Source organism: Gynuella sp., from assembly GCF_050297175.1.
Taxonomy (GTDB): Bacteria; Pseudomonadota; Gammaproteobacteria; order Pseudomonadales; family Natronospirillaceae; genus Gynuella.
The window spans coordinates 191,829-217,878 of record NZ_JBNKSF010000007.1 but is presented as its reverse complement, the minus strand read 5'-3'; the positions used below and the strand labels follow the sequence as shown (position 1 = coordinate 217,878).

At 45.9% G+C, this 26,050-nt stretch carries 30 protein-coding genes; 9 read left to right on the top strand and 21 right to left on the bottom strand.

From position 1 onward, the window contains the following. Nucleotides 1-56: 56 nt before the first annotated feature. The 4 genes from ACQY6I_RS02065 to rpoE are packed head-to-tail and all read right to left on the bottom strand — an operon-like array spanning nt 57 to nt 2,686. A complete protein-coding gene (locus ACQY6I_RS02065; RefSeq protein WP_428239809.1) occupies nt 57-524 on the bottom strand; it encodes a SoxR reducing system RseC family protein in 468 nt (155 codons plus the stop codon). Nucleotides 525-548: 24 nt separating this feature from the next. Beyond that, a complete protein-coding gene (locus ACQY6I_RS02060; protein ID WP_428239808.1) occupies nt 549-1,499 on the bottom strand; it encodes a MucB/RseB C-terminal domain-containing protein in 951 nt (316 codons plus the stop codon). Next, nucleotides 1,499-2,038: a sigma-E factor negative regulatory protein gene (locus ACQY6I_RS02055; RefSeq protein ID WP_428239807.1), complete on the bottom strand. Its 540-nt coding sequence runs from the start codon at nt 2,036-2,038 to the stop codon at nt 1,499-1,501. The genes ACQY6I_RS02060 and ACQY6I_RS02055 overlap by 1 nt, the downstream gene beginning before the upstream one ends. A 27-nt stretch (nt 2,039-2,065) precedes the next feature. Then, nucleotides 2,066-2,686: an RNA polymerase sigma factor RpoE gene (rpoE, locus tag ACQY6I_RS02050; protein WP_428239806.1), complete on the bottom strand. Its 621-nt coding sequence runs from the start codon at nt 2,684-2,686 to the stop codon at nt 2,066-2,068. A 165-nt stretch (nt 2,687-2,851) separates the two neighbouring features. Between rpoE and nadB the strand changes: the two genes are divergently transcribed. Then, a complete protein-coding gene (gene nadB, locus ACQY6I_RS02045) occupies nt 2,852-4,450 on the top strand; it encodes an L-aspartate oxidase (protein WP_428239805.1) in 1,599 nt (532 codons plus the stop codon). Here nadB and ACQY6I_RS02040 read toward each other — a convergent pair. Further along, complete coding sequence (locus ACQY6I_RS02040) at nt 4,447-4,881, bottom strand: protein YgfX (RefSeq protein ID WP_428239804.1); 435 nt, start codon at nt 4,879-4,881, stop codon at nt 4,447-4,449. The genes nadB and ACQY6I_RS02040 overlap by 4 nt on opposite strands. Beyond that, nucleotides 4,859-5,113 (bottom strand): succinate dehydrogenase assembly factor 2, encoded by a 255-nt coding sequence (locus ACQY6I_RS02035; RefSeq protein ID WP_044617045.1) that lies wholly within the window; start codon nt 5,111-5,113, stop codon nt 4,859-4,861. Before ACQY6I_RS02035 ends, ACQY6I_RS02040 begins: the two co-directional genes overlap by 23 nt. Nucleotides 5,114-5,177: 64 nt before the next feature. Here ACQY6I_RS02035 and ACQY6I_RS02030 point away from each other — a divergent pair, with 64 nt between their 5' ends. Both ACQY6I_RS02030 and ACQY6I_RS02025 read left to right on the top strand, forming a co-directional pair. Next, nucleotides 5,178-6,023 (top strand): YgfZ/GcvT domain-containing protein, encoded by an 846-nt coding sequence (locus ACQY6I_RS02030; protein WP_428239803.1) that lies wholly within the window; start codon nt 5,178-5,180, stop codon nt 6,021-6,023. 117 nt (nt 6,024-6,140) lie between these two features. Beyond that, on the top strand, nt 6,141-6,977 hold the full coding sequence (locus ACQY6I_RS02025; protein ID WP_428239802.1) for an HDOD domain-containing protein: 837 nt from the start codon (nt 6,141-6,143) through the stop codon (nt 6,975-6,977). Here the strand turns inward: ACQY6I_RS02025 and ACQY6I_RS02020 are convergent. Further along, nucleotides 6,959-7,216, bottom strand: coding sequence for a YkgJ family cysteine cluster protein (locus tag ACQY6I_RS02020; RefSeq protein ID WP_428239801.1), 258 nt, complete (start codon nt 7,214-7,216; stop codon nt 6,959-6,961). The two genes, ACQY6I_RS02025 and ACQY6I_RS02020, sit on opposite strands and share 19 nt — an antisense overlap. A 63-nt stretch (nt 7,217-7,279) precedes the next feature. Here ACQY6I_RS02020 and ACQY6I_RS02015 point away from each other — a divergent pair, with 63 nt between their 5' ends. Both ACQY6I_RS02015 and ACQY6I_RS02010 read left to right on the top strand, forming a co-directional pair. After that, nucleotides 7,280-8,053, top strand: a complete 774-nt coding sequence (locus ACQY6I_RS02015) for an alpha/beta fold hydrolase (RefSeq protein WP_428239800.1) — start codon at nt 7,280-7,282, stop codon at nt 8,051-8,053. Nucleotides 8,054-8,396: 343 nt separating this feature from the next. Continuing rightward, on the top strand, nt 8,397-8,660 hold the full coding sequence (locus ACQY6I_RS02010; protein ID WP_428239799.1) for a Lar family restriction alleviation protein: 264 nt from the start codon (nt 8,397-8,399) through the stop codon (nt 8,658-8,660). Between the two features lie 95 nt (nt 8,661-8,755). Here ACQY6I_RS02010 and ACQY6I_RS02005 read toward each other — a convergent pair whose 3' ends face one another. Continuing rightward, entirely contained in the window at nt 8,756-9,607 is an 852-nt protein-coding gene (locus ACQY6I_RS02005) for a hypothetical protein (RefSeq protein ID WP_428239798.1), read from the bottom strand. Between the two features lie 275 nt (nt 9,608-9,882). Here ACQY6I_RS02005 and ACQY6I_RS02000 point away from each other — a divergent pair, with 275 nt between their 5' ends. Then, nucleotides 9,883-10,464 carry a Fe-Mn family superoxide dismutase gene (locus ACQY6I_RS02000; protein ID WP_428239797.1) on the top strand — a complete coding sequence of 194 codons (582 nt, stop codon included), beginning with the start codon at nt 9,883-9,885 and terminating at the stop codon, nt 10,462-10,464. Between the two features lie 45 nt (nt 10,465-10,509). Here ACQY6I_RS02000 and ACQY6I_RS01995 read toward each other — a convergent pair whose 3' ends face one another. The 8 genes from ACQY6I_RS01995 to ACQY6I_RS01960 all read right to left on the bottom strand — a co-directional run bounded on the left by ACQY6I_RS01995 (nt 10,510) and on the right by ACQY6I_RS01960 (nt 17,730). Further along, nucleotides 10,510-10,824 carry a YqcC family protein gene (locus ACQY6I_RS01995; RefSeq protein WP_428239796.1) on the bottom strand — a complete coding sequence of 105 codons (315 nt, stop codon included), beginning with the start codon at nt 10,822-10,824 and terminating at the stop codon, nt 10,510-10,512. A 25-nt stretch (nt 10,825-10,849) separates the two neighbouring features. Beyond that, nucleotides 10,850-11,623 carry a GNAT family N-acetyltransferase gene (locus ACQY6I_RS01990; RefSeq protein WP_428239795.1) on the bottom strand — a complete coding sequence of 258 codons (774 nt, stop codon included), beginning with the start codon at nt 11,621-11,623 and terminating at the stop codon, nt 10,850-10,852. Nucleotides 11,624-12,350: 727 nt separating this feature from the next. Next, nucleotides 12,351-13,316 (bottom strand): lipoyl synthase, encoded by a 966-nt coding sequence (lipA, locus tag ACQY6I_RS01985; protein ID WP_428239794.1) that lies wholly within the window; start codon nt 13,314-13,316, stop codon nt 12,351-12,353. Then, nucleotides 13,309-13,974: a lipoyl(octanoyl) transferase LipB gene (gene lipB, locus ACQY6I_RS01980; protein WP_428239793.1), complete on the bottom strand. Its 666-nt coding sequence runs from the start codon at nt 13,972-13,974 to the stop codon at nt 13,309-13,311. The genes lipA and lipB overlap by 8 nt, the downstream gene beginning before the upstream one ends. After that, the gene (locus ACQY6I_RS01975; RefSeq protein ID WP_428239792.1) at nt 13,974-14,246 is read right to left on the bottom strand and encodes a YbeD family protein; all 273 of its coding nucleotides are present in this window, start codon (nt 14,244-14,246) and stop codon (nt 13,974-13,976) included. Before ACQY6I_RS01975 ends, lipB begins: the two co-directional genes overlap by 1 nt. Nucleotides 14,247-14,256: 10 nt before the next feature. Continuing rightward, nucleotides 14,257-15,420: a D-alanyl-D-alanine carboxypeptidase family protein gene (locus ACQY6I_RS01970; protein ID WP_428239791.1), complete on the bottom strand. Its 1,164-nt coding sequence runs from the start codon at nt 15,418-15,420 to the stop codon at nt 14,257-14,259. 136 nt (nt 15,421-15,556) lie between these two features. Then, nucleotides 15,557-16,372 (bottom strand): septal ring lytic transglycosylase RlpA family protein, encoded by an 816-nt coding sequence (locus tag ACQY6I_RS01965; protein ID WP_428239790.1) that lies wholly within the window; start codon nt 16,370-16,372, stop codon nt 15,557-15,559. A 455-nt stretch (nt 16,373-16,827) separates the two neighbouring features. Then, nucleotides 16,828-17,730, bottom strand: a complete 903-nt coding sequence (locus ACQY6I_RS01960; RefSeq protein WP_428239789.1) for a LysR family transcriptional regulator — start codon at nt 17,728-17,730, stop codon at nt 16,828-16,830. Between the two features lie 131 nt (nt 17,731-17,861). Here ACQY6I_RS01960 and ACQY6I_RS01955 point away from each other — a divergent pair, with 131 nt between their 5' ends. After that, nucleotides 17,862-18,410, top strand: coding sequence for a carboxymuconolactone decarboxylase family protein (locus ACQY6I_RS01955; RefSeq protein ID WP_428239788.1), 549 nt, complete (start codon nt 17,862-17,864; stop codon nt 18,408-18,410). A gap of 56 nt (nt 18,411-18,466) precedes the next feature. Beyond that, nucleotides 18,467-18,931, top strand: a complete 465-nt coding sequence (locus tag ACQY6I_RS01950) for a DUF1348 family protein (protein ID WP_428239787.1) — start codon at nt 18,467-18,469, stop codon at nt 18,929-18,931. A 27-nt stretch (nt 18,932-18,958) separates the two neighbouring features. Here the strand turns inward: ACQY6I_RS01950 and ACQY6I_RS01945 are convergent, their stop codons facing one another. From ACQY6I_RS01945 to ACQY6I_RS01935, 3 genes are all read right to left on the bottom strand, one after another. After that, the gene (locus ACQY6I_RS01945; protein WP_428239786.1) at nt 18,959-19,768 is read right to left on the bottom strand and encodes an IS630 family transposase; all 810 of its coding nucleotides are present in this window, start codon (nt 19,766-19,768) and stop codon (nt 18,959-18,961) included. After that, nucleotides 19,731-19,880, bottom strand: coding sequence for a helix-turn-helix domain-containing protein (locus ACQY6I_RS01940; protein ID WP_428239785.1), 150 nt, complete (start codon nt 19,878-19,880; stop codon nt 19,731-19,733). The genes ACQY6I_RS01945 and ACQY6I_RS01940 overlap by 38 nt, the downstream gene beginning before the upstream one ends. Before the next feature lie 145 nt (nt 19,881-20,025). Next, nucleotides 20,026-20,955, bottom strand: a complete 930-nt coding sequence (locus ACQY6I_RS01935; RefSeq protein ID WP_428239784.1) for a LysR family transcriptional regulator — start codon at nt 20,953-20,955, stop codon at nt 20,026-20,028. Nucleotides 20,956-21,091: 136 nt separating this feature from the next. Between ACQY6I_RS01935 and ACQY6I_RS01930 the strand changes: the two genes are divergently transcribed. Next, entirely contained in the window at nt 21,092-22,486 is a 1,395-nt protein-coding gene (locus ACQY6I_RS01930) for an MFS transporter (RefSeq protein WP_428239783.1), read from the top strand. Between the two features lie 250 nt (nt 22,487-22,736). Here ACQY6I_RS01930 and guaA read toward each other — a convergent pair whose 3' ends face one another. Together guaA and guaB are read right to left on the bottom strand one after the other, a co-directional pair. After that, nucleotides 22,737-24,314 carry a glutamine-hydrolyzing GMP synthase gene (guaA, locus tag ACQY6I_RS01925; RefSeq protein WP_428239782.1) on the bottom strand — a complete coding sequence of 526 codons (1,578 nt, stop codon included), beginning with the start codon at nt 24,312-24,314 and terminating at the stop codon, nt 22,737-22,739. Between the two features lie 74 nt (nt 24,315-24,388). Then, nucleotides 24,389-25,858 (bottom strand): IMP dehydrogenase, encoded by a 1,470-nt coding sequence (gene guaB / locus ACQY6I_RS01920; protein ID WP_428239781.1) that lies wholly within the window; start codon nt 25,856-25,858, stop codon nt 24,389-24,391. Between the last annotated feature and the right edge of the window lie 192 nt (nt 25,859-26,050).

Below are 26,050 nucleotides of genomic sequence, written 5' to 3'. Positions count from 1 at the left end.
TGACAAGCCGTTAGAGTAAGGTCAAAAAAAACAAGTTCCAGATGCAAGAAGCGTTATTACCCCAGCTTTACGGACGCAATACGCTTCGCTATCAATACTGGTTGATACCTGAAATCGCAAGACCAATGCCTGGAAATCTTCTTTACTGACACAATGGATGCTATCAGCCCCAATGCCGAGGCAAAAACGACCCCAATATCCGGCCACCCAATCCACTGTCCAATTCCGCCAAATACCAGCACAGACATGACCGGTACTCCATAGGCCAGACATGCCAAGCGAATAAGTGCCTGTTCAGGAATTCCCACCACAACATCATCTCCCACAGCTATAGGGTCCACTGAACCACGCGCCAGCTTCAGGATATTTTTCTGCTCCTGACGGGACTGATCCAGCAAATCACCCATCACAGCCTGACCACAACCAGACCTGGCTCGGCATCCCTGACAAGCAGAACGACGAACTGTCTCCACCCATACATTCTGATCATTGAGTTGTACGACAGTACCGATCTCTTCAATCATAAAACTTATTGACCCGACTCTCGGCTAGCTTTTGAGGTGAATATTGTCCAGGATCATCATCGCCGTTTCCATAGGAATCTCTCCTACCAACGTCAACATATAATCGCCTTTCTTCACGGTTGCTACCATCGTAGCGCCAAAATGGCGTTTTTGCTCCGGCATTCCAGCCGATGCCAGTTCCGCATAGATAGTAAAACTGGACATTCCATCGGTATACAACAGCCGATCCACTTTCGTTGACTCCAAAGTTTGACTATCGGCATTACGAAGCAAAAACCCCTTTGGCAACCATTTCAACACCCACATCCCTGAGCTGATATTTGGAACAGCGTCCGGCTGCTTGGTCACAAATGCCTGATGACTGAAGCCATCGCGAATGGTCGGACTAAAATCTGAATCATGAAAAGACGGGTTGATAGTAACATTGACATACTGAAACTGATCCAACGGCATACCATCCTTACCCACCAGTTCGGAACGTAACAGCAGCTTGGTATCACGTTCCAGCCAGAATCGATAGCCAAAGCGATAATTGTCCTTAGGCGTGACGCTGATATGCCAGGCCTCATGCTCAGCAATACGCTCCTGGCCTTTAACCGTTATCACATAGTTCTCCAGCATCTCTCCCATGTGATGAGCAAAAATATACGAATACGGTCCAGCTGGCAGTGTATGAGACAAAGGCACTTTGGAGTCTTTCTCATGCCAGCACTGCTGTATATCGCCTAGACGAATCACCTCCATACGCTCACCGTTGATATTCCATATTTTTTCCTGGATCTTATGGTTGCGAATTCGGTGATTAATTTTTAGAGTCTGGACATCAGAACCTCTTACATAAATGAAGCTACCCTGATAATTGAGACTTCGATTGGCGGCAATCATATTATCCAGCCAACGCTCGCCATCGACCTGATTCCCCCAGGCCAGCATTGACACACAGACAGATACCACAACAACTAATACGGTCTTCATCATTCACCTTGCTTTATTTCAGATTCAAGCCGTTTTGAATCCATTGGTATCGCTGCTTGCCCACTCAAATAGCCCGCATCCTGAATATGCTGCTGCACATACTGCTGCAGTCGTAATGCAGTCGCCAGCCTTTCCTCATCAGTCTCTGCAACAGATTGAGATTGATTCTGTGCAACAGAGGGTGCCGAACCCTCATAAGACTGGGTCTTCCAAAACTGTACAGCCACAATCAACAAACCCGCGACAGACGCAGCGACAGTACCCTGCATGACCCGCAGCCACAGTTTGGGTTGCCTGACAACAGTGTCTTGATGTTGACCCGATACTTCAGGGAATGGACTACTAAGCTGCTGCCGAATAGCACCACTGACATCCAACAGCACCTCACCCTGCATCCCGTCTCGCGTCAGCGCGATGGACCGATACTCTGCCAGCAGGTTTGGATTCTTATCCAGCTCATTCAACATTCGCTGGATGTCCAATTCCGAGGCTTCATCATCCAAAAAACCCGAAAATGCTTCTTTTGCCTGTTCACTCATAACCGTTACCACTCACCTCAACCCTACTCATGCTTTCATTTGAACAGTGTTCATTACCAACGGCCGTATTTTTTTATCTACAGCCTCTCTCGCTCTGAATATACGACTTCGTATTGTGCCAACAGGACTTTCCAGTACTGTAGATATTTCTTCGTAACTCAGCCCATCAAATTCGCGTAACTGCAATGTTATGCGCAACTCATCCGGCAAGTCTTTGATAGCCTGATGAATAGCAGAATTCAGCCGCTGTCCGGACAGGCTGTTTTCTGGTGTCGTCTCATCCTGCAGCCAATGGCTGTCCTGGTCGACCAGCTCAGCCTGCTCAAGCGATACGCCTTGGCGGGAATATCGTGTCTGCGGTGTCATCAGGTGATTTTTTGCTGTGTTCACCGCAATACGATACAGCCAAGTATAAAATGCACTGTCAGAACGAAATGAAGCCAGTCCCCGATATGCCTTGATCAATGTCTCCTGAGTCAGATCCTGCACATCATGAGGATCATTGACGAGGCGACTGATGAGAGCCCCCACTTTGTTCTGGTATTTGAAAACCAGCAGATCAAAGGCTCTTAGGTCACCTTTTTGTGCACGTCTGACAAGGATCAGATCTGCGTTATGGCTGACGCTCTGGCTCGCTCCCTCATCCATTATTTGTTTATCTCAACGTTGTTTGAAACTGTTATATATGACTCTAGTTACCAGAGAAAGTTCCATCAAATTGCAATAAATGAATTTGAGTTGATCCGGGATGCTGCATTAATAGTGTTGAACTTTGTATACTTTCATCACTTATGTGGTATGGAATTACTTTGCATGATCCAGTATTTTGACGCGTTAATAATCGGTACAGGTGCAGCCGGCCTAACGGCAGCATTGAGACTCCCTCAACAATGGAACGTAGCTGTTATCAGCAAAGGAGAACTCCAAAGCGGCTCAACGCAATGGGCCCAGGGAGGTGTCGCAGCAGTCTTGGACAGACTAGACTCTGTTGACGCGCACGTACAGGACACGCTTACCGCTGGCGCAGGCCTATGTGATGAAGAGGCCGTCCGCTTCACCGTGGAACACAGCGAAAAAGCCATTCAATGGCTCATCAACCAGGGCGTGCCTTTTACCGCCAACCCCGAATTCGAACATCATACTCAGGAATTTCCATTCCACCTTCACCGGGAAGGCGGACACAGCCACCGCCGTATCATTCACGCTGCCGATGCGACCGGTTGGGCAATCGCAGAAACACTGACAAATAAAGTCCGGCAATGCAAAAATGTCACAATCTTCGAAAAACATACTGCCGTTGACTTGATCAGTACGCACAAACTGGGGTTATCAGAACAACGCTGCGTGGGTGCTTACATACTTAACCAGACTTCCGGTGAAGTAGTTACATTCCGGGCACCCCACGTTATCTTGGCTACTGGCGGCTCAGCAAAAGCCTACTTATACACATCAAACCCAGATGGTACATCAGGCGATGGTATTGCCATGGCATGGAGGGCAGGATGTCAGGTAGCCAACATGGAGTTCAACCAGTTCCATCCCACCTGTCTCTACCACCCCCATGCCAAATCATTTCTCATTTCCGAGGCAGTACGTGGAGAAGGTGGCCGACTGTTATTGCCAAATGGCGAACCATTCATGCATCGTTTTGACAAACGCCTTGAACTGGCGCCAAGGGACATTGTGGCCAGAGCCATTGACCACGAGATCAAACGATTGGGGGTCGACCATGTCTTTCTCGACATCAGCCACAAACCCGCCGAGTTTATCAAAGAACACTTTCCCACAATTTATAGTCGCTGTCTGAAATACGGAATTGATATTACCCAACAACCCATTCCAGTTGTGCCGGCTGCCCACTATACCTGCGGCGGCATCAAAACTGACCTTGCAGGCAGAACCAATATGGCAAACCTGTATGCCATTGGCGAATGCGCCCATACAGGTTTGCATGGTGCCAACCGGTTGGCCAGCAATTCACTGCTGGAATGCTTCGTATTCGCCATGGCTGCGGTGGACGACATCCTGACTCAGAACGTTCCCAAACTGGACCTGGAGATCCCCGCCTGGGATGACAGCCAAGTAACGGATTCTGATGAGGATGTGGTTATTTCCCATAACTGGGACGAAGTAAGACGCTTCATGTGGGACTATGTCGGCATCGTCAGAACCAATAAACGCCTGCAACGGGCATTACACCGGGTACAGGTTCTGCAGGAGGAAATCCGAGAGTACTATTCCAATTACAAAGTCTCCAATGACTTACTGGAGCTTAGGAATTTGGTGATGGTTGCCGAACTGATCATCCGCTCAGCCATGGAGCGTCGTGAAAGCCGGGGGCTCAACTACACACTCGACTATCCCAGCATGTTGTCTGAAACGAAAGATACCGTACTGACACCGTCAGTTTAACCTGATGTTGGTGTAATCTTCAGCGCGACCAACAACCGATGAAACTCCCGTGTACCGGCAGCATCCTGAAAAATGGGCAAGTGATACGACTTGCCCCGTTCATCCCGATACCGTAAAACAATAAGCCAGCGACTAAGCCATTGTTGCCCTACCAGCCTTCCTCCGAAACTGTTACCCCCACTGGTCATACAACGCAGATCATGCCCTTCCAAAATGATTCGGACAATGGATGCTTCATCGTTCAGAACCACCCAGCGTAAATATAAACGACCTATGTACCAACCAAGCGGAAACATGAGCACCAAGTAACCAGTCCACCGTTGAGACAGTTGAGCCACTACCATCAGACAAACAATCAGCAGCAAATAGATCCAGCGCTTCATCCATCGGGAGGGGGTTATTTTCAGCTCAATCGGGCTGATGGTGCTCAAGAATAACATCCACAATTTGCTTTAACCTGGGATCTTCAGGCTTTTGTCGAGATAAAAACCAGGAAAACAAATCCTGATCCTCACATTTCAGCAGCTCAGCATAGTACTCTTTGTTTTGGTCAGAAATATGCTGGTAGTGCTTTTCCAGAAATGGCAATAAAACCAAATCCAGCTCAAGCATACCACGGCGGCTATGCCAAAATAATTTGTTCAGGTTGTCGTCATTAGCCATTTGAATTTTTATACTCGCCCATACTAAAGCTGATCATTATAACCGTAGCGAGCACCAAGTTTCGATGTCCCATCAACCAGATCCATCAGGTTTTTTTTCGTTACCACATTTGGCAGTCATGACCGTTCAAGGTCCTGATGCTGTAAAATTCCTTCAGGGACAGTCAACACAGGACTTTGGCACCCTCCATAGCCAGGAATTTCGGCATGGTGCTTTTTGCACTCCCAAGGGCCGGGTTTATATGAACTTCATCGCTCTCGTTGGAGAGACTGAAGACGTCATTTATCTGGTATGCCACCAATCGGTGATGGAGCATGCATTAGCGACGCTAAAAAAGTATGCAGTGTTTTACAAAGTGACTCTGACCCATAACACCGAAACTATTGTTACAGGCTCATTAAAAGCAGGACTGAATAATGCCCTTGATCGCATCGACGACGCAATTTACTGTAACTGGCCCGGCCAACGGGCCATGGCATTAATGACTAAAAAAACGTTGATTCATGAGGATAGCCAGGCTGCTACCGAATGGGAAATCGAAGATATTCAACAAGGCCTTCCATGGCTCACCAGTGAAATGGTTGATATCTGCATCCCACAAAATCTAAATTTACAGGCAATCGGTGGAATCAGCTTCAAGAAAGGCTGTTACACTGGCCAGGAAATTGTTGCTCGAACACAATATAAAGGTCAGGTGAAAAGTTGGTGTTTACCTGCAGTATTGGCGGACCACCCGGTCACATCCGGCACTCTGGTTGTAAACCAGGATGGGCAAAAACTGGGTCAGATTATTAACAGCTGTAATACTCATGCACTAGTGTTAATCAATATTGATAAGAAAAATGAGGCACAGACCAAAGAAAATATGCCTCAAGTCATGACTTTCCATGAGCTGCCCTATACTGTTTAGAATAGCCGTTCTCGCCGTGCAGTTACGCGAGGTCATTCATCATATTAGGGCAATTGGACCAAACCTTCAGCAATATCGATAGGCACCACTAAAACCAGAATAAGCATAGGGCAATATATGTCGAAGTTACTTGATACTGTCAGAACAGAAATTTTCCAGGCAATTGAAGCAGACCAACTGACTTTACCAACGTTGCCAGAGGTGGCGATGAAAGTCAGAGAAAAAGCAGAAGACCCTGAGGCGAGCATTTCCGAACTGGTTAAAGTAATCAGTCAGGATGCAGCCCTGGCTGCCAGGATTATTAAGGTAACCAACAGTCCACTGCTCCGAGCTCCACAAGAAGTGAAAGATTTATCTATGGCTGTATCCCGCCTGGGCATGAACTACACCGCCAATCTGGCAACTGGCCTGGCGATGGAGCAAATGTTTCAAGCAACTTCCGATATTATTGATCAGCGGATGCGCGCTACCTGGAACAGCACCACACAAATTGCCGCCATCAGTCATGTACTGGCACAAAAATTCACCCGTATTCCAGCAGATGAAGTAACACTCTGCGCCCTGGTCCACAAACTTGGGGTGCTACCCATTTTGACATTTGCCGAGGAGCGGGATGACTTAATTCGCGACGGGATTTCTCTCGATAAAATCATCACCATTCTGCATCCAGACATTACGGTGATGATTTTGAAGAAATGGGATTTTCCTGAAGCTGTTCAGGAAGTAGCTAAATCCTATCAAAACTTTAAATCGCCTGTTAGCACCGTTGGCTATACAGAAATCATCCGCCTTGCAAGTCTGATCCACTATTATGGTCAAAAAAACCTGCTAGCCCGTGTTGATTGGAAGATTGTCCCAGCATTCACGGCCATAGGAATCGAACCTGACCCAGAGTCAGAACAGATTCAGGAAATTATTTCCGAGGCACAACAGGCTCAGGAAGTTTTTATCTGATCTTCCATTTCTGCCAGAATAATCAGCGCCTCTTTACCATTCGTTCCACAAAACTCAGGTTCAGCGGTAAAGGCGGCGCAGAAAAGAGGGCGCTCAGGCTTCCCAAATAGAGCGCATAGGTTTTCAGCATTGAGGTGAGTACAGCGAGTACCAGCTGGCTTACCTGCCGGCATTCCAAAATAAGGTTGACTGATAGAGGGTGCAATACAGCAGGCCCCACAACCGGCGCGACATTCCATTTTGTATCCTGGAGATAGGTGTTAGACTCCGCGGATTTTCTTACGAATCATTTGGGTTTAGCAATGCTTTTTTATCGTGAACAAGGACAGGGGCCTGCCCTCGTCGTCATGCATGGTCTCTTTGGGTCAAGCGATAATTGGAATTCTCTGACCAAACACTTTTCCGACCGTTACCGGGTCATCAGCGTCGATATGCGCAATCATGGACAGTCATTTCACAGCAATGAAATGAGCTATGTGACGATGGCAAACGATATTCAGCAACTCATTGCTTCTCTCGGACTGGAACGACCAGTCATTCTGGGTCATAGCATGGGCGGGAAGGTTGCTATGCAACTGAGCCTTAGCCAACCAGAAGCCTACTCAGGCGTCATTATTGCGGATATTGCACCAAGACACTATACCGCTCACCACACCGATATTTTTAAAGGTCTACGTTCAATTCCATTGAGCGATTTAAAAAACCGAAAAGAAGCCGATTTGATACTAAGTGATTTCGTCAACGACGTGACTACCCGGCAATTTTTGTTGAAAAGTCTCTATCTGAATGCTGATAAACAGTTCCAATGGCGTTTTAACCTAAATGTACTGTTTCAAGACTATGACAAACTCCTGCAGATTCCTCCCGCAACAGGAGCATATTTGTCCAACACCCTTTTCCTAAAAGGGGCGCGCTCAAATTACATTTTACCGGAGGACAAAGATGCTATTGAACAGAGGTTTCCAGATACGACACTTAAGATCATTGCCGATGCAGGACACTGGCTACATGCAGAAAAACCGCGGTTATTTATCAAACACGTTAGCGATTATCTTCAATCAATCATCAAAAACTAACCTATAACTTCAAGTCATTGTATTAAAAAACAAAAAATTACAATTATGCACACAATGTTGCTCCCTTGTCTTTTATGTAAACGGTTACCGGAACCAACTAACAAAAAAATTGAAAAAATATTTCAAAATCAAACAGTTAAATAATTTTTCTAAAAAAAAAATTAAATGCCTGTTTATTCATACAATGCACATATAGTTAACTGCTTAATTTTTAAACACCAAATATAGATATTTTAGTAAACCAGATGGTTGCAAATACTATATATAGTACTAAGCTTGGCTCAGTAGATATGTAAAATGATACTGATAATGAATATCGATAGAGGCCACAGAGGGAGCAAATATGGGCACTGAAATCAAAGAATGCCCTTTCTGTCACAGCCACTTTGTCAGAACAACTCAACACCTGTTTTCTTTTAATGTTGAATGTTCAAATTGCCATGCGACCGGACCGCGAAAGAAAAATCTAACGACGGCCATTTTGAGCTGGAACCATCTGACTCAGAAAATCGAGAAAAATCGCTTTTGTCTACAAGATGACATTATTAACCGGATAAGCAACATCGAAAAAATGGTTCACAAACTAGAAGTTGAGCTGAGAAATTAGCTTGCTGCCAGGCACATCATAAACAGACTCAACCATCTCTGCTGCTAATTGCCCTTACATTGTAAGGGCTTTTTCTTGTCTTGAAAAAACAGCCTCTAAGGCGTGGTTTTAAGCTCCAGAATTTGCTGCTCCAGTGCTTTTATTTGATTCTGAAGGCTTACCAATCTTGCACTGACTTGTGTACGACTGGTACTGATTGACTCCAAATCCAGACTCATACTTTGTTCTTTTTGTTCAAGGCTCGAAATTCTTGGCTCTAACTGAGACTGATCAGACAACAGTTGCTGACCCAAGGCCAACTCGTCTATTCGGGCATTGGCAGCTTCATACTGCCGCTGCAGGTCATTCAGATTTTTCTTCAGCGTCTCCAAGCCCGTTTTTGCCTCCTGACTCAATGACTCCACTGTCGTCTGTTGCGCACTCAATTGTTCTTTGAGAGGAGCCAGTTGTTCCAATATCGCCGTCAACGACTTATCTGCCTGCTTATTACCATCAATGATATTCTTGATATCTTCCTGGTTGGTCTGGATCCAGGCCTTGTTTCGCTTATTTGATACATCCCACAGTTTTCGAATCTCCGACATAATATTGGAAAAACGGTTCTGCAGACTGGTTTCATTCAGGACCAGGTTTTCATCTGTTGCAGACATCTGTTGTTCCATCGCCTCTACCCGGGCGGCCAGAATCGCTCTATCGCTCCGAGCCTGCTCAAGTTGGCTATAAAACTGAAAGCACCACCATCCCAAACCAACATTCACCGCAATCAAAAATATGACCCAAAACCACAAAAAACCTGTACCGGTCTTTTTATCGACCGACTTGGTTGCCTGACCTGGTTTACTCTTGGATGACTTCAGCGAACGCTGACGGCTGACAATTTCGTCACGATCGGGCACCAGACTTGGTAATTCATCCATATTTTGTTTTGGCCCGCTGGGACGATTCATTCACGATCTCCAAATACTATTAGATTGACTATGGGATGCCATTATAAAGTGAAACCCGCCAATGCAAAATTGCCTAAGCTCAGGACACCCCGAAAATAAAAAAAGGTTCACCTTGTACAAATCCGCAAACCAGGCCAATTAGCAACCATACTCCATTACCGCCTCATAACCATAGCCTGGCGATAAATATGTAAAACATTGAAAACCATGAAAGGTATCCTTACTTAAGGACCTGAGTCTATTTTTTCACTCCGACTAACACAGGAAAAAATACTATGACAATCGAACTACCTGCTTTGCCTTACGCAAAAAATGCGCTGGCACCTCATATTTCTGAAGAAACTCTGGAATTCCATTATGGCAAACACCACAACACTTACGTGGTTAAGCTGAACGGCCTGATCGAAGGCACTGATATGGCCGGCAAAAGCCTGGAAGAGATCGTAAAAGCGTCCTCTGGTGGTGTATTCAACAATGCCGCCCAGGTTTGGAACCATACCTGTGACTGGAATTGCCTGAGCCCTAACGGTGGCGGCGAGCCAACGGGTGCACTGGCGGATGCTATTACTGCGAAGTGGGGTTCTTTCGGTGCGTTCAAAGAAGCGTTCACCAACAGTGCGGTCAATAACTTCGGTTCTGGCTGGACCTGGCTGGTGAAAACAGCCGATGGTTCTGTGGATATCATGAACACCAGCAACGCCGGTTGCCCGCTGACAGATGACAGCGTCACTGCATTACTGACGGTAGATGTTTGGGAACATGCCTATTACATCGATTACCGCAATGCGCGCCCAAGTTATATGGACGCATTCTGGAAATTGGTTAACTGGGAATTTGCAGGCAGCAACTTCGCTTAAGCTTGTATGCTGGGTAAAAACGGACATCTCACAGATGTCCGTTAACTACTGAGAGGCTCTCCCCAGCACACCATCAATGGCATCAATAATCTTTAGCAAACGCTCATGCCGATCATTTTCTCCAAATACCTGCTCTGCCATCGGATAAACACCACTGGCAGATGGTAATGGCAGATTGCCCTCCAGCAAGGCATTTAGCCTGGCAATAAAGACAAATTGCAGCCATTGATGCAATTCCATTGTATCAACACAAAATGGTTGTTCACTCATAAACGCCTGAGGGTCAGGCGGAAATGCTCGCCAGTAGTCCAAATGTTTCAGCTCGTTCTCAAGCTCGGCCAGTAAGTTCGTCAAAGACATAAATTTCTATAGATTGAGTTAAAAATTACAAGTCTATCTGAATCAACCTTGAAACGCTTGCGAGTCCTGCACTGGTAAGAGCGTGGATAGATGCAGCGTTATCCGCCCGACAACATGCCACAGTCTGCAATTGATTAATGTTATTACGCCTGATGAGCTCAGTGACGATCTTTGCACCATAACCTGAACCGCGATGCTGCTCCAACACAAACATGCCCACACTCGCAAAGTAGCGGGATATGCGGCTATGCTCAATAATACCGAAACCAATCAACTCCCCAGTCCGGCGGGCAAGATAAATCTCGTGATTCGCCACATTGCTTTCCAGTTGATTGAAAAAATGACCGCTATATTGCCTGATCAAGGGTAAATCTGTCTCCGCCGCTTCTTCCAGAGTCAGACTATCGGCAACATCATGACCCAGCGTTCCACCCAAAAATGAAAAGCAATGACCTTTGGTAGTAACATGTTTTTGATAATCCATCGCAAACGACAACAACAAAGTTTCGCTGGTGGAAACTAGAATGTTTTCTATTCGGTGTTGAACACAGACCTGCTGAAATACATCGCCAGCATACGAAAGAAACCCCCGTTCCAGCCAAAACAGGGTTAATCGGGTGGAATCGTTTATTGCAAACAAACCAGCTACCTGATCATCAATCACAATGCGATACAGCGCGCTACTGAGAATTACATCTTCCAGATTGGAATCTATCGGTGTGGTCAGACTATCCAGATATCGATTCAACATGGACAGCTCTGACATGGTCTGGGTGGAAACAAAAACCGCAGCAGACATTGGCAGTCGTCTCAAATGGAACAGAGCCTAGGATGCCAGACCACTCGATGGAAGCACTTGACCTGAATTAACTTCAAGCCAAAATCCGACCCAAACGACTTTTGTGAATTACAACGATATTCTGTACTGAGCAGATTTTCATACCTGTGCACAAGATCCCAAAAACTACCGTAATGTCACTGGCATCGCTTTTCGCAGTAAGGCCAGCGGCAAAGCCATATTTGAATCAAACTTGGAGCGGGATTTTCTGACCCCGCTTGAGTTTGCAAGCCACCTTGCCTCATTCGAGGTGAGCCAGTGTCCATCGCTTGGCTGGATGCGGATGAACTCCCACATACATATACGATGGATGTACTGGTTTACTGCAAAGGACTGCGCAGAAAAGCAATGCTCTAGGAGGTTAAGTATTGCAATGACCCGAAGGAAAAGCGGCCTGCTGTAAAGCCAAAACTCAAAGCGGTGGTACAGCATTTCCGTGAACAGAACCGGCGCTTAAAATCATCACTTAAAAGCAGGTTTGAGGCCATAAGCGGGACAAGTTCAAGTTTCTGTTACTTTATATCCCCAAAAGCCTGTAGGTTAGTCCCTGACCTTATACCGCAGAATAGAACTCCTGCTGGTCTGTACAGACCCATACCGTTTAACCGGGCATCTATCATCTTTGGACTGCGGGAATTCTAGTGGCCATACAATTCCCCCAGTGCAGAAGACCGTTGTTCAGTCCACTTTATACAATTTTTTCGCCTGCGGCCTGCTTATCGGCATGGTAAGAAGAACGAACCAAAGGTCCACTGGCGACGTTCATAAAACCGAGCTCATAGCCATAGTCTTCAAGTTCTTTGAATTCAGCCGGGGTTATAAACCGCTCAACTTTCAAATGGTAGCGGGAAGGTTGCAGATACTGGCCAATCGTCACCATATCAACATCGTGATCACGTAAATCACGCATCACCGCTTTCACTTCGTCAAGCTCTTCACCAATACCAACCATGAGTCCGGACTTAGTCTTAACATCAGGGCGTTTGGCTTTGAAAGCTTTTAACAAGTCCAGAGAATGCTGGTAATCAGCTCCAGGTCGAACCTGTTTATACAGCCTTGGTACGGTTTCAAGGTTATGGTTTAAAACATCCGGTGCTTCCTGGGCCATAATATCAACAGCCACTTCGAGACGACCACGATAATCAGGAACCAGAGTCTCAATAACGATATCCGGGCTCAATTTACGGGTTTCTTCAATACAGTGATTGAAATGCATGGCGCCGCCATCTCTGAGATCATCCCGATCAACCGACGTAATTACCACATACTTTAGCTTCATGTCTGCAATTGCCTGGGCCAGCTCAAGTGGCTCATTTTCTGCCAAAGGTTTTGGTCGACCATGAGCAACATCGCAAAATGGGCATCTCCGGGTACAGATATCACCCATGATCATAAAGGTGGCAGTACCCTTGCTGAAGCATTCTCCCAGATTCGGACAGGATGCCTCTTCGCAGACAGAATGCAGTTTATGGTGGCGCAATTGGTCTTTAATCCGGGTCACTTCGGAATTGTTACCCAAGCGAACTTTGATCCATTCTGGTTTACGGGGAAGGTCTTCAGTCGGAATGATTTTTACCGGAATACGGGATACTTTTTCCGCACCGCGCAACTTAACGCCCACTTCTTTTTTTGCAGGCTTTATATTTTCAGTCATTTACTAATTCCTCTACCATATCGGTAAATATCAATCGTTCAGTCAACCCCAGACAATTGGCAAATGCCCTAACCCATTGGCTCTTAATCTGGCTTATATCCACCTGCTCAATAAAATCCCGCAACTGAGTCATATTCATACCTGTATATCCACAAGGATTAATACGTTGAAATGGTTCCAGATCCATATCCAGATTAAATCCAAGCCCATGGAAAGAGCACCCTTTCTTAACCCTCAACCCCAAGGACGCAATCTTCGCACCTTCGACGTATACGCCAGGGGCATCAGGTTTTGCTGCTGATGAAATTCCATATAAAGCGAGGGTATCAATCACTGACTGCTCTATACCGCTCACTAGGTTGCGCACTCCAATGCGGGACCGGCGAATATCCATCAGCACATAAGCCACCAGCTGGCCCGGGCCATGATAGGTTACCTGGCCACCGCGATCAGCCTGGACCACAGGAATGTCGCCCGGATTCAACAAATGCTCAGCCTTTCCGGCCTGCCCTTGAGTGAACACCGGATAGTGCTCCAGCAACCAGATTTCATCTTCAGTCGTTTCATCACGCATGGAAGTGAAATCCTGCATGGCTTTCCAGGTTGGCAGGTACTCAACCATACCAAGATCACGAACAATAACCCGGTTCTCGCTCATCACAACACCGTCTTGACCCTGGAATCGCTCCGCAACTCTTCGTTCAGCGTTTTCAGTTGAGCTTCGCTCTCTGCAGTAATCCAATAGGAAATCGAAAGATATGTGCCCTTACTGCTGGGTCGATACTGAATTCTCGACTGATCCAGCTTGGGGTCATACTTCAACATCACTGCCAGCACATCTTCCCGAAATGAGCCAGTATCACTGCCAACCACTTTAACGACGTAGTTGGCACAGGGAAATTCTATTTTTGGAGCTTCAGGTTCACTCATGAGTCACATATCAGTTAAACAGGTTATGGAAAAACAACGCTATATAATCAAAAATTCGGCTAAAAAAGCCCGCTTGCTCAACATCCTGTAACGCGACCAAGGGCTTTTCATAGACCACCTCATCATCCATTTTAACCACCAGGCTACCCAGTACATCACCTTTTTGCACTGGCGCTTCTATAACAGGGTTAATCTGTAACGATGCATCAAGTTTGGACTGGGAGTCCCGAGGAATGGTAACCACCGCATCGGCGTCAAGTCCAAGGTCAATGGTATCCTGAGACCCAGCCCATATACGAGACGTATTCAGTGCGGTATCGGCTTTATACAGCTCATGAGTTTCATAGTAACGGAAACCGTAAGTAAGCAATTTCATACTTTCCTGTTCGCGGGCATCATCACTCTTCGTCCCCATGACCACTGCAATCAATCTCATATCATCCTGCTTGGCAGAAGACACCAGACAATAACCAGCAGATTCAGTATGACCGGTTTTCAATCCGTCTACAGAAGGATCTCGCCATAAGAGGGTGTTACGGTTACTTTGTTTGATGCCAGCATAGGTAAAATCCTTTTCAGCATAAATGGGATAAAACTCAGGATGATCGTCAATGATGGCTTTGGCCAGAATAGCCATATCGTATGCTGAAGATAAATGCTCTTTGGCCGGCCAGCCGGAAGCGTTCATAAAGTGAGAGTCTTTCATTCCAAGTTTTTCAGCTGTCTGATTCATGACATCCGCAAAAACCTCTTCAGATCCAGCAATATGCTCAGCCAGAGAAATGGCAGCATCGTTGCCTGACTGAATGATCAGTCCGCGCAGCAGGTCTTCAATAGATACATCATCGTCAACTTTGACGAACATTTTTGAACCGCCCCAGCCCCATGCTTTCTTGCTGATATGAGCGACGTCTGTAAGGGCCAATCGACCGTCCTGAATCTCTTCCTCAACAATGTAGGATGTTAACAATTTGGTCAAACTTGCTGGGGGCAGCTGCTCATGCTCGTTATTGGCAACGATTATTTTGCCGCTATTCGCATCCATAAGAATATAGGATGATGCTGCCAATTGAGGCGGTGCCGGAATAATTGCAGCAAATACATGGCTGGCAGAAATACTAACCAGTCCGATAACGACTGTTTGACGAACTCGATTGAGGATCGATTTGAACATAATCTCCATTTCCCGGTGATATACAACGTTTATACAAACAGGTGATTCTAACAAGCCAACATATTATTGCAGCTCTAGTTTCTCAATGCCTCACCCAACACCTATACATCAATAGATGAAGCACTTGTGGATTTTTTTACAATCGGACAATAATTGGTGGACCAATATTTTTGCGAGCCAACTTTTTCTGTAGCTTTTTCGCCTTCCGCTCAGTCATGGGTCCCACTTTGACACGATAAAAAGAGGTCTTCTCGATAAATACCCGATTATTAGTATAGAGCTCGACTTCCTGCTTCAGTTTCTGCGCGTTGGCCATTGATGAAAATGCACCAACCTGAATGAAAAACTCATGTGTTTCGGTATACCCAGGCGTAATGGCCTCAACTTTTACCCGGGCAGTCCCCTGTTTTTCATAGCCAAGCTTTACGGCACCAGCATATGACAAATCGATTAGGCGACCATCATGGAATGGACCACGATCATTGACCCGTGCAATAACCGACTTTCCATTATCAAGATTGGTTACTTTGACATAACTTGGAATTGGCAAGGTTTTATGGGCAGCACTAACCTTATACATATCAAATATTTCGCCATTGGAGGTTTTGTGACCATGGAATTTAACACCATACCAACTGGCAATACCCGCCTCTGAATAGCCCTCAGGATTATTCAGTACATAGTATTTTTTCCCTCTGACGGTATAAGGGCTTTTGTTTCCTGCTGCACTCCGCGGCTCATAGACAGGTACTACGTCTTCAATCTTATGCCCATCAATTTTCTGATCAGGTCCACGGTCCTGTTTAATCGGATAACGTTCCTGCTGATAACGATCAGAGTCGGATAGGACTTCACTCCCTCCCATAGAAACATATTGAGATGAACATGACTGGAGAATTAACACCAGAATCCATACCGAAAAAGCTTTCCCGCTAGACAGGAAACTCTTCATGTACTGCTCCGTAAACAAATAAAGGCGGAATACTGACAAGAGCGGCAGATCAGATCAATAGATTTACTAAAAGTTTGAAGCAAAAACATAGCTATCTGTCTTTCAGTCTCGCTAGTAAGATACAAAAATAAACCCTTCAAAACTGAATTTTACCAATGAAATGGCTTGCGTATTAACCCGGAAACGGGAGTCTACTGGCGGCTGACCCGCCTCGGCCCGAACGTACCTATCATTCAGAGGTAAGGTGTTCAGCACACAACATACATCATTAAATAACGGTCCAAAAAGCGGCATTACATTGGTATGCCTTCTACTCTTTCTGAAAACACCTGAAGGCGGAAAAAGTTAAAAATACGTATCACCGTAGTAGTAACTTTTTCGCTAAATAGGCGACCATATGATGCATCATCAAAATCACACTAACAGTCAGTTCGACAAACAATATCAGATCAGAATCAATGGTTTATATAAGGATTTGCCCTTAAACGAGCAACTGCAAGGTCAATAAACGCCCTTATCTTTGCGTTAGCCTGCCGCCCTTCAAGATGAATGATATTAACCGGAAGCGGTTTACTCTCGTAATCGCATAGTATGCGCACCAACAACCCGTTTTTTAATTCCTCACCGACCTGATAAGACATCAGGCGAGTAATTCCCATTCCTAGCCCGGCAGCCGATATTGCAGCTCCATTTTGACTGCAATGTAGTCGCGGGGAAACTTTCACTGCCAACTTCTCCCCCTTTGACTCAAACCGCCAAGTCATCGAGGTCTCTACCGAAGAGGCTTGAATAATATCATGATCTTTCAAATCATAGGGATGCCGGGGAGTGCCATGCTGTTTCAAATAATACGGTGAAGCACATACAACCCGTTGAACACTACCAACCTGAGTTGCATAAATATTTGAGTCTTTAAGATGGCCAAGCCGGATACCGATATCCAGCCCCTCATCCAGTAAATTACTGACACGATCATAAAAAAGCGCATTTACCGTTACAGCTGGATTATTTTGCAAATACTCTCTCACAACCGGCATAACATGCTTCTGCCCGAATAACACCGGTGCAGTTACCGATAAGAGACCTTTAGGTTCTGCATAGCCGCCTGATGCCGTAGCCACCGCCTGCTCCACCTCTTCCAAAATACGCCTCGCATCTTCAAAAAACAGGAGTCCGGAGTCCGTAAGACGAACATGACGCGTGGTCCTATTAAACAGGCGCACCCCGAGAACACGCTCAAGCTGAGCAATGGAACGAGTCACGGCTGGGGCAGACAAGTCCAGCTTACGACTGGCAACCACGAAGCTTTGACACTCCGCAACCTCAACAAACACACGCATCGCTTCAAGTTTATCCATTGAATACGGTTCAATCCTATTGCTCTCATTATTTCAATATATGTAATAGATAATTTAATTTTAGTCCAATTATTTATATTTAAAACAACAGTATCCTATGCACTCCAATCCAAAACACTTAGGAGCCAACCATGACACGCATACCAACTCCAGCATCAATAGAAACTGCACCCGAAGCCGCCAAAAAGTCTTTGGAAACGGTCAACACACTTCTCGGCAGCGTACCCAATATGTTTCGCATTATCGCCAATAGCCCGAAAACACTTGAAGGTTATCTGAGTCTGAACAACGCTCTCAGTAACGGTTCTTTAAATGCTCAGACCCGGGAGCGCATAGCCCTTGCCGTTGCGGAGATCAATGGCTGCAACTACTGTCTCGCCGCCCATCGCTATTTGGGCATTAATCTGGCTGGACTAAGCGAAGAGGAAATTGAAGCCAATCGTAGCGGCACCTCTCACGATGACAAAGCAGCGGTGGCCGTCGAGTTCGCAACCCAAATTACACGTCATCGCGGCAAAGTTTCTGACAACGATTTACAGGCTGTCCGCGCTGCGGGCTATAGCAATGCCGAAATTGTAGAAATCGTGGGCCATGTTGCAGTGAACACTCTCACCAACTACATGAATGAAGTTCTGGGAACCGAAATCGACTTTCCGACCATCAATACACTGGTCGCTTAGACAAATAGTTCGGGCGGCGGTATCGCTGCCCTTTATTTTTGAAATGAGGAACCATCATGACCAATCATGTTTTACCACCGTTTGATGAGAAAACAGCGATAAAAAAGATTCGCCTCGCGGAAGACGCATGGAATAGCCGCGACCCTGGAAAAGTCATTCTGGCATATACCGAAAACTGTTCATGGCGTAACCGGGCAGAGTTCGTGGTCGGGCGAAACGAAATAGCGCAATTGCTGAAACGCAAATGGACCCGAGAACTCGAGTACCGACTTATCAAAGGGCTATGGGCTTTCACCGACAACCGAATAGCGGTTCGCTTTGCCTATGAATTTCATGATGATTCCGGACAATGGTTTCGCGCCTACGGAAATGAAAACTGGGAGTTCGATGATGATGGTCTGATGCGCCAGAGGATTGCGAGCATCAATGAGCACCCGATCAATCCAAAAGAGCGAAAGTTTCTCTGGCCTTTGGGTCGGCGTCCTGACGACCATCCGGGGCTAAAGGAATTGGATCTTTAAATAAGAGAAGTGAGCTTTTTCTGGTAGCTACCAATACAACTTGACCAATTTTTTATTTTGAGCAATCAGCTCAAAATCTATAAATGTCCGTTCATACAATGATTCACCATTCTTTAGTGGTGTTCTTGCTGTGCCAGTACTTCGCACATTGTTCCATACCAACTCATCTGGATTCAAATCAGGCGCATATGGCGGTAGCAGGAATACCTGAATTCTTTTCCTCTGTTCCTTGAGAAAATCGCGCACCGCTTTGCTCTTATAAACCGGATGCCCATCCATGATGACAAATATCGGCTTCTTTCGATTACTCAGCAAATCCTTCAATGCTTCAGTGAGTCCCTCTGCATTGAATTTGCCGGTAAAAATCTGATACCAGAATCCACCTGTATTCGATAGTGCGGATATGGCGTTGATACCTTGGCGCTTACAGGACGTCTCGACAATCGGGGTTTTGCCTTTTTCTCCCCAGGTACGCAGAAGCGAGTCGTCAGAGCGAATGGTTGCTTCGTCCAGCCAGAAAATTTCTGCTCCTTGTTTTTTCGCCTTCTTGCTAATGGCTGGATAGGTTTCTCGCTTCCATATTTCAATCCCTTCGTCGTTGCGTTCGTATGCCCGACGCATTGGACGGTACGGAGTAAGGCCCAAACGATGCAGCATGTCACCCACTGCGGTGACATCGATTTCTATTCCCATGCGATCCTTGATCAGATCCGCAACAATTTGTCGTGTCCACAAACCGAAGTCAAAACCGTATTGCCTGGGATCCCCCTGGAGTATCCAGCGTTTTGCTTCTTCTGCTTCAAAATCCGATAGCGCTCGGTCTCGGAGCGAGTGCATCCAAGCCTTTTTCCCGAACTATTTTGATCCACTTGTAGATGGTCTTTTTTCCCAGGCCATAACTGCGACCTACCTGCGTTGGCGATTCTCCGGCCAGCCCACCAATCTGCACAGGAAAGCTTGTTCTTCTGTTGTATATTTGAGGCGGGATTATCGCACACTACGCCTCGGTATTCTTTATTTCCGATCCGCCAATAAAAGGCCTGGTTGTTCTCAACGCTACCTCATTGACATCATTTGCTCTTAATTCACTTTATTTAAAAGCAACGCTTTTCCATGGATTCGTGACATACCGTTTCTACTTGTTCTCTAAGCCAGATATGGGCGGAATCAAGCTGTAAACGAGGATGCCACATCATAGAAATCGTAATACCATGAGTCTGCACGGGCAGATCAAACACCCACAAACTAGCGTTGTCAGAATTAAGTGGTTCATTAAGCAAAAAAGAGGCTGGTACTAGGGCGATTAAATCTGAATTTCTGGCAACCTCAAGGGCTGCAGGAAAACTGGGAACAGTCGCCGCAATATGTCGCGTTACACCCTGAGCTTTGAGTTTTTCATCGACTGGTCCTGCAAAATCACCTCTTCGGGACGCGATAATATGACTAAATTGACAGTACTGTTGAATGGTTACCGCTTTGCATTGATCAAGTGGATGTCCTTTTCTGACCACACTAACAAAGTGATCATGAAACAAAGCTTTGATACGAATTTCAGGCCCCATGTTTTCGAGTACACCAATATCTAAATCGACTTTCCCTTCTCTAAGTGCCTCAGGACTTTTTTGCTGTTTAGGCAGAAATCGTAACCGTACTTTCGGCGCATGTTTTGACAGGTGAGTAATGAGCTTTGATGCAAATGTTTCAATAAACCCGTCGTTGGCACGAATGGTAAAAGTCCGTTCAAGTGTAGATAAGTCTAAAGGTTGAATATTAGGCTGAAGAATATTTCGTGCTTCAAACACAGTATGCCTTGTACGCTCTTTTATAGACTCGGCATAAGGGGTTAATACCATATTTCGTCCCGCACGAACCAACAGTTGATCACCAGTGATTAAACGTAATCTCGCTAATGTCCGGCTCATCGCAGAGGTGCTTAGCGATAGCTGACTCGCGGCCCCCGCAACACTTTTCTCAACCAGTAAAACATCCAGTGCAGCAAGCAAATTCATATCAGGAATTGTCATCACTTTCCCCTGCATTTTTTTATTGCGCCTCAACGATATGGCGTTTGATGCAACTATATAATGAAATTAATGCACCTTCCGCCTTATATGCTAGCAGCTTAAACTTTAATCGTTCAAAGAAAAGAGGTGAAAATATATGGAACTATTTATGAGTCGAGCTGGCGATGATGGGTTACCAGGTAAAGAACGATTATTTACGATGTTGGCAGTCATGGTTACGACGACGATGAATGTCTTTGATGCTTCAATGATAAATATAGCATTACCCCAAATGTCGGCATCATTAGGTGTTAGTGCTTCAGACGCAGTTTGGGTTGCTAATGGTTATTTACTAGCTGTTGCAATGTCTCTAGCTATTTTTTCTGCACTGGCGACTCGTATCGGTTTTCGTAGACAGTTTATGGGGGGATTGATCCTTTTTACTCTGTCTTCTGTCGGATGTGCTCTATCATCTTCATTATCAGAATTGGTTGTCATGCGTTTCATGCAGGGGATTGGTAGCGCAGCAACACTTAGTATCGCTCCTGCACTCCTTAGAACGATTTTCCCTACCCGATTACTTGGACGAATTTTAGGGGTTAACGCACTATTAATTGCAACATGTACCGCCGTATCACCGTTAATCAGTGGCGTTTTGTTAGTTAAGCTAAACTGGTCGTGGCTGTTTATGATTAACATCCCATTAGGTGTTGTCGCGGTGACTTTTTCACAACGATACCTTCCTAAACCTGATCGACTTGATACTCGTCCGCTAGATAAAATAGGGGCATTGTTCTCTGTGATCATGTTGGGAAGTACGATTCTGTGTGCTAACACGTTTTCTAAACATGCTATCAGTTATAACAAACAGCAGGCATTGCTTTATGCAGTAGCTGCTCTAATCAGCGGAGCGGCATTCGTTTATCGTCAGCGCAATACCATAACACCTTTATTACCGTTAGAAATATTTTCGAATCAACGTTTTTCTTTATCAGCGATTACATCTTTCATTTCGTTTATCGCTCAGGGCATTACTTTTATTGCACTACCATTTTTATATGAGAGTGTTTATAACTATAGTCCACTGACATCTGCATTGCTTTTTCTTCCGTGGCCGGTAGGTATTATTTTTGCGGCACCGCATGCCGGCAGACTAGCCGATAAGAAAAATCCGGCAATAATTTCAACATTCGGACTGGTCATTTTTGGTATTGGATTAGTATTATTAAGCATTCTCCCACAAACGCCATCAGTTCTAGATATTGCTTGGATAAATTTAATTTGTGGCGTTGGTTTTGGCTTATTTCAAAGTCCTAATAATCGTGAAATGATGGCAAACGTGAAGGAAAAGCATAGTAGTTATGCGTCGGGAGTACTGGCGATGATGAGAACATTCGGTCAATGCCTTGGCACTGCGGCTATTGGTATCATTCTATCCCAGCCAGGTTCTCTTGCCTCATCTTCTGGAAACACTGTACACCTAGGGTTGTGGTTTGCTTCTGGCGCAGTATTTTTAGCTATTTTATTTAGTGTTTGCCGAATTAGAACATAAAAAGTAATGTCATGCTTTATGCTCTACTCTGGATTTTCACATGTCATCTCTGTAACAGGTGGTATGTAGGGTAGTCAGGTTTGAACCCACCTCTCTGGCCATTGATGCAGATCGTCATTTACACTTAGTCGTCTATACTCACAGTAAATAAGATTAATGAAGCAAATATTGCCATAAAAAATGCCAGTCAGTATTACTAACTGGCATCTCATTTCTTTATAAAGACCAGACTACCTGCTTATATCTTGCCCTACTCCCACTCAATCGTGGCCGGCGGTTTGCTGGAAACATCGTATACCACCCTGGAAACATGTTCGATCTCATTGATGATACGGTTCGATACCCGTTCGATCAGCTCATAAGGCAGATGAGCCCAACGAGCCGTCATAAAGTCCACGGTCTCCACAGCTCTAAGAGAAATAACCCATTCATAGCGACGGCCATCACCAACCACCCCTACGGATTTGACTGGCAGGAATACCGCAAATGATTGACTGGTCTTGTGATACCAGTCCGCTCGGTGCAGCTCTTCAATGAAAATTGCGTCAGCCTCCCGCAGAATATCTGCGTATTCTTTTTTCACTTCACCAAGAATCCGCACGCCCAATCCCGGCCCAGGAAATGGATGACGATATACCATGTCATAAGGCAACCCGAGCGCCAGGCCCAGCTTACGCACTTCATCTTTAAACAGTTCACGCAACGGCTCAACCAGCTTAAATTGCATGTCTTCCGGGAGGCCTCCCACATTATGGTGGGATTTGATCACGTGTGCCTTACCGGTTTTGGACGCCGCAGACTCAATCACATCCGGATAAATAGTGCCCTGCGCGAGAAAGTGCACGTCTTTGAGTTTGCTGGCCTCAGTGTCAAATACTTCTATAAATGTATTACCAATGACTTTCCGCTTCTGCTCCGGATCCGATACACCATGCAAACGCGTTAAAAACAATTCTGCTGAATTGGCGCGTATGACTTTCACTCCCATGTTTTCCGCAAACATGGACATCACCATATCGCCTTCATTTTTACGCAGAAGACCATTATCAACGAATACACAGGTCAGCTGATCTCCAATCGCTTTGTGCAACAAAGCAGCAACAACTGAAGAGTCAACACCACCGGACAAAGCCAACAACACTTTGGCACTTCCCACTTGCGTGCGAACCTTATCCACCAGATCATCAATAATGTTGTCGGAAGTCCACAATCCATCACAGCCAGCAATTGTACGAACAAAGCGATCCAGAATTTCTTTACCCTTCAAAGTGTGAGTAACTTCGGGGTGAAACTGTACGCCATAAAAACGACGTTTTTCATCCGCCATCCCGGCTATTGGGCAACTGGGTGTGGAGGCCATCAAACGAAACCCTTCGGGCATGGCCATTACTTTATCACCATGACTCATCCAGACATCCAGCAAGTCTGCCCCACTGTCATTACGATCAGACAATCCGCCCAATAAAATTGAATCGCCTTCCACTTTTACTTCGGCATAACCAAATTCGCGATGATCAGACGTGGATACCTGTCCTCCCATCTGCGCAGCCATCGCCTGCATGCCATAACAAACCCCCAATACCGGCACTCCCATTTCAAACACGACCTGGGGCACCCGAGGGGTATCTCCATCGGTCACAGACTCAGGCCCACCAGATAAAATAATGGCATTGGGCTGGAAGGCTTTAATATCTTCCTCTGACATGTCAAAAGCATGCAGCTCACAATAGACACCGATCTCCCGTATCCGACGGGCAATAAGTTGCGTGTATTGAGAACCAAAATCCAGAATCAGGATTTTTTGGGAATGAATGTCCAAATGAGCCATGTTGTGGATACTCCAACAAAAAATATACGAGCGAAAAGAAAGAACGGGCCGCAGCCCGTCAAAATTCGAACAGCTTAACCCAGGCGGTAGTTCGGCGCCTCTTTGGTTATTTGCACATCATGCACATGAGACTCCTTGATACCCGAGCCGGTAATCCGGACAAACTCAGGCTTGGTGCGCATTTCCTCAATCGTGCGACATCCGGTGTACCCCATAGAGGCTCTTAACCCACCCATCTGTTGATGCAACACCGCAGCCAAAGGCCCTTTAACGGCTATACGTCCCTCAATACCTTCAGGCACCAGTTTTTCCACACCACTTTCAACGGTCTGAAAATAACGGTCTGAGGACCCCTGCGACTGAGCCATTGCCCCTAATGATCCCATACCACGGTAAGATTTATAGGCACGTCCCTGAAACAGTTCGACTTCTCCCGGAGATTCATCCGTACCCGCAAACATACTCCCAGCCATAATGACAGATGCACCAGCCGCTATTGCTTTGGCAATGTCACCAGAATATCGAATACCACCATCGGCAATCACCGGAGCGCCGGTACCCTTCAAGGCTTCTGCAACGTCAGCCACTGCGGTAATTTGCGGAACACCGATACCAGCGACAATTCGGGTAGTACAGATGGAACCAGGACCGATACCAACCTTCACACCATCTGCTCCAGCCTCAATCAATGCCAGCGCAGCCGCCGCCGTAGCAATGTTGCCTCCGACCACATCTACTTCAGGAAAGTTCTGTTTGACCCAACGTACCCGATCAATCACGCCTTTAGAGTGACCGTGTGCAGTGTCCACAATAATAAGATCCACACCCGCCTTGACCAGCGCCGCAACCCGCTCTCCAGTATCTGCCCCGGTTCCAACGGCAGCACCTACCCGTAAACTGGCATCGGCATCTTTTGAGGCATTAGGCCATGCCTGGGACTTACTGATATCTTTAACTGTCACTAAGCCAGTCAATTTGAACTCATCGTTCACCATCAACACTTTTTCAATACGATGGCGATGTAGCAAATCTTTAATCTCTTCCGCACTCACTCCTTCCTGCACTGTGACCAGTTTTTCTTTCGGAGTCATGATACGGTCTACCTGCAAAGACATGTCTTTCTCAAAACGGACATCACGACTGGTCACAATACCGACCAAATCATCACCACGCATGACCGGTACACCGGAAATGTTGTTTTCGTGGGTTAACGTTAGCAATTCGCGAACGGTAGCATCTGCAGAAATGGTAATTGGGTCTCGAACAATTCCGGCTTCAAACTTTTTCACTGCGCGAACTTGCGCTGCCTGCTCATCAATGGTCATGTTTTTATGAATGATACCAAGGCCGCCTTCCTGTGCCATGGCAATTGCAAGCCGGGCTTCAGTCACGGTATCCATCGCTGCTGAAACCAACGGGATATTTAGCTCGATATTCCGACTGACATGAGTTTTCAAGGAAACATCTTTTGGCAGAACTTCTGAATAACCTGGAACCAGGAGAACGTCATCAAAGGTCAGTGCATCGTCTTTAATTCTAAGCATTTATGTTCTACCTCATCTCAATGTAGCTCTACTACTGACAGGAAGTCAGCTTGAAACTACTGGCTGGAAATTTGGCGCGGCATTATAACTGCATTTGGACTCAATAAAAGTTTTATGGTTTAATCGCGCGTTTATCTAAGCTGCCTTAGTCTGGGTCATGTATTTTTGATGGTCGCTTTGGGGCACTCTGCC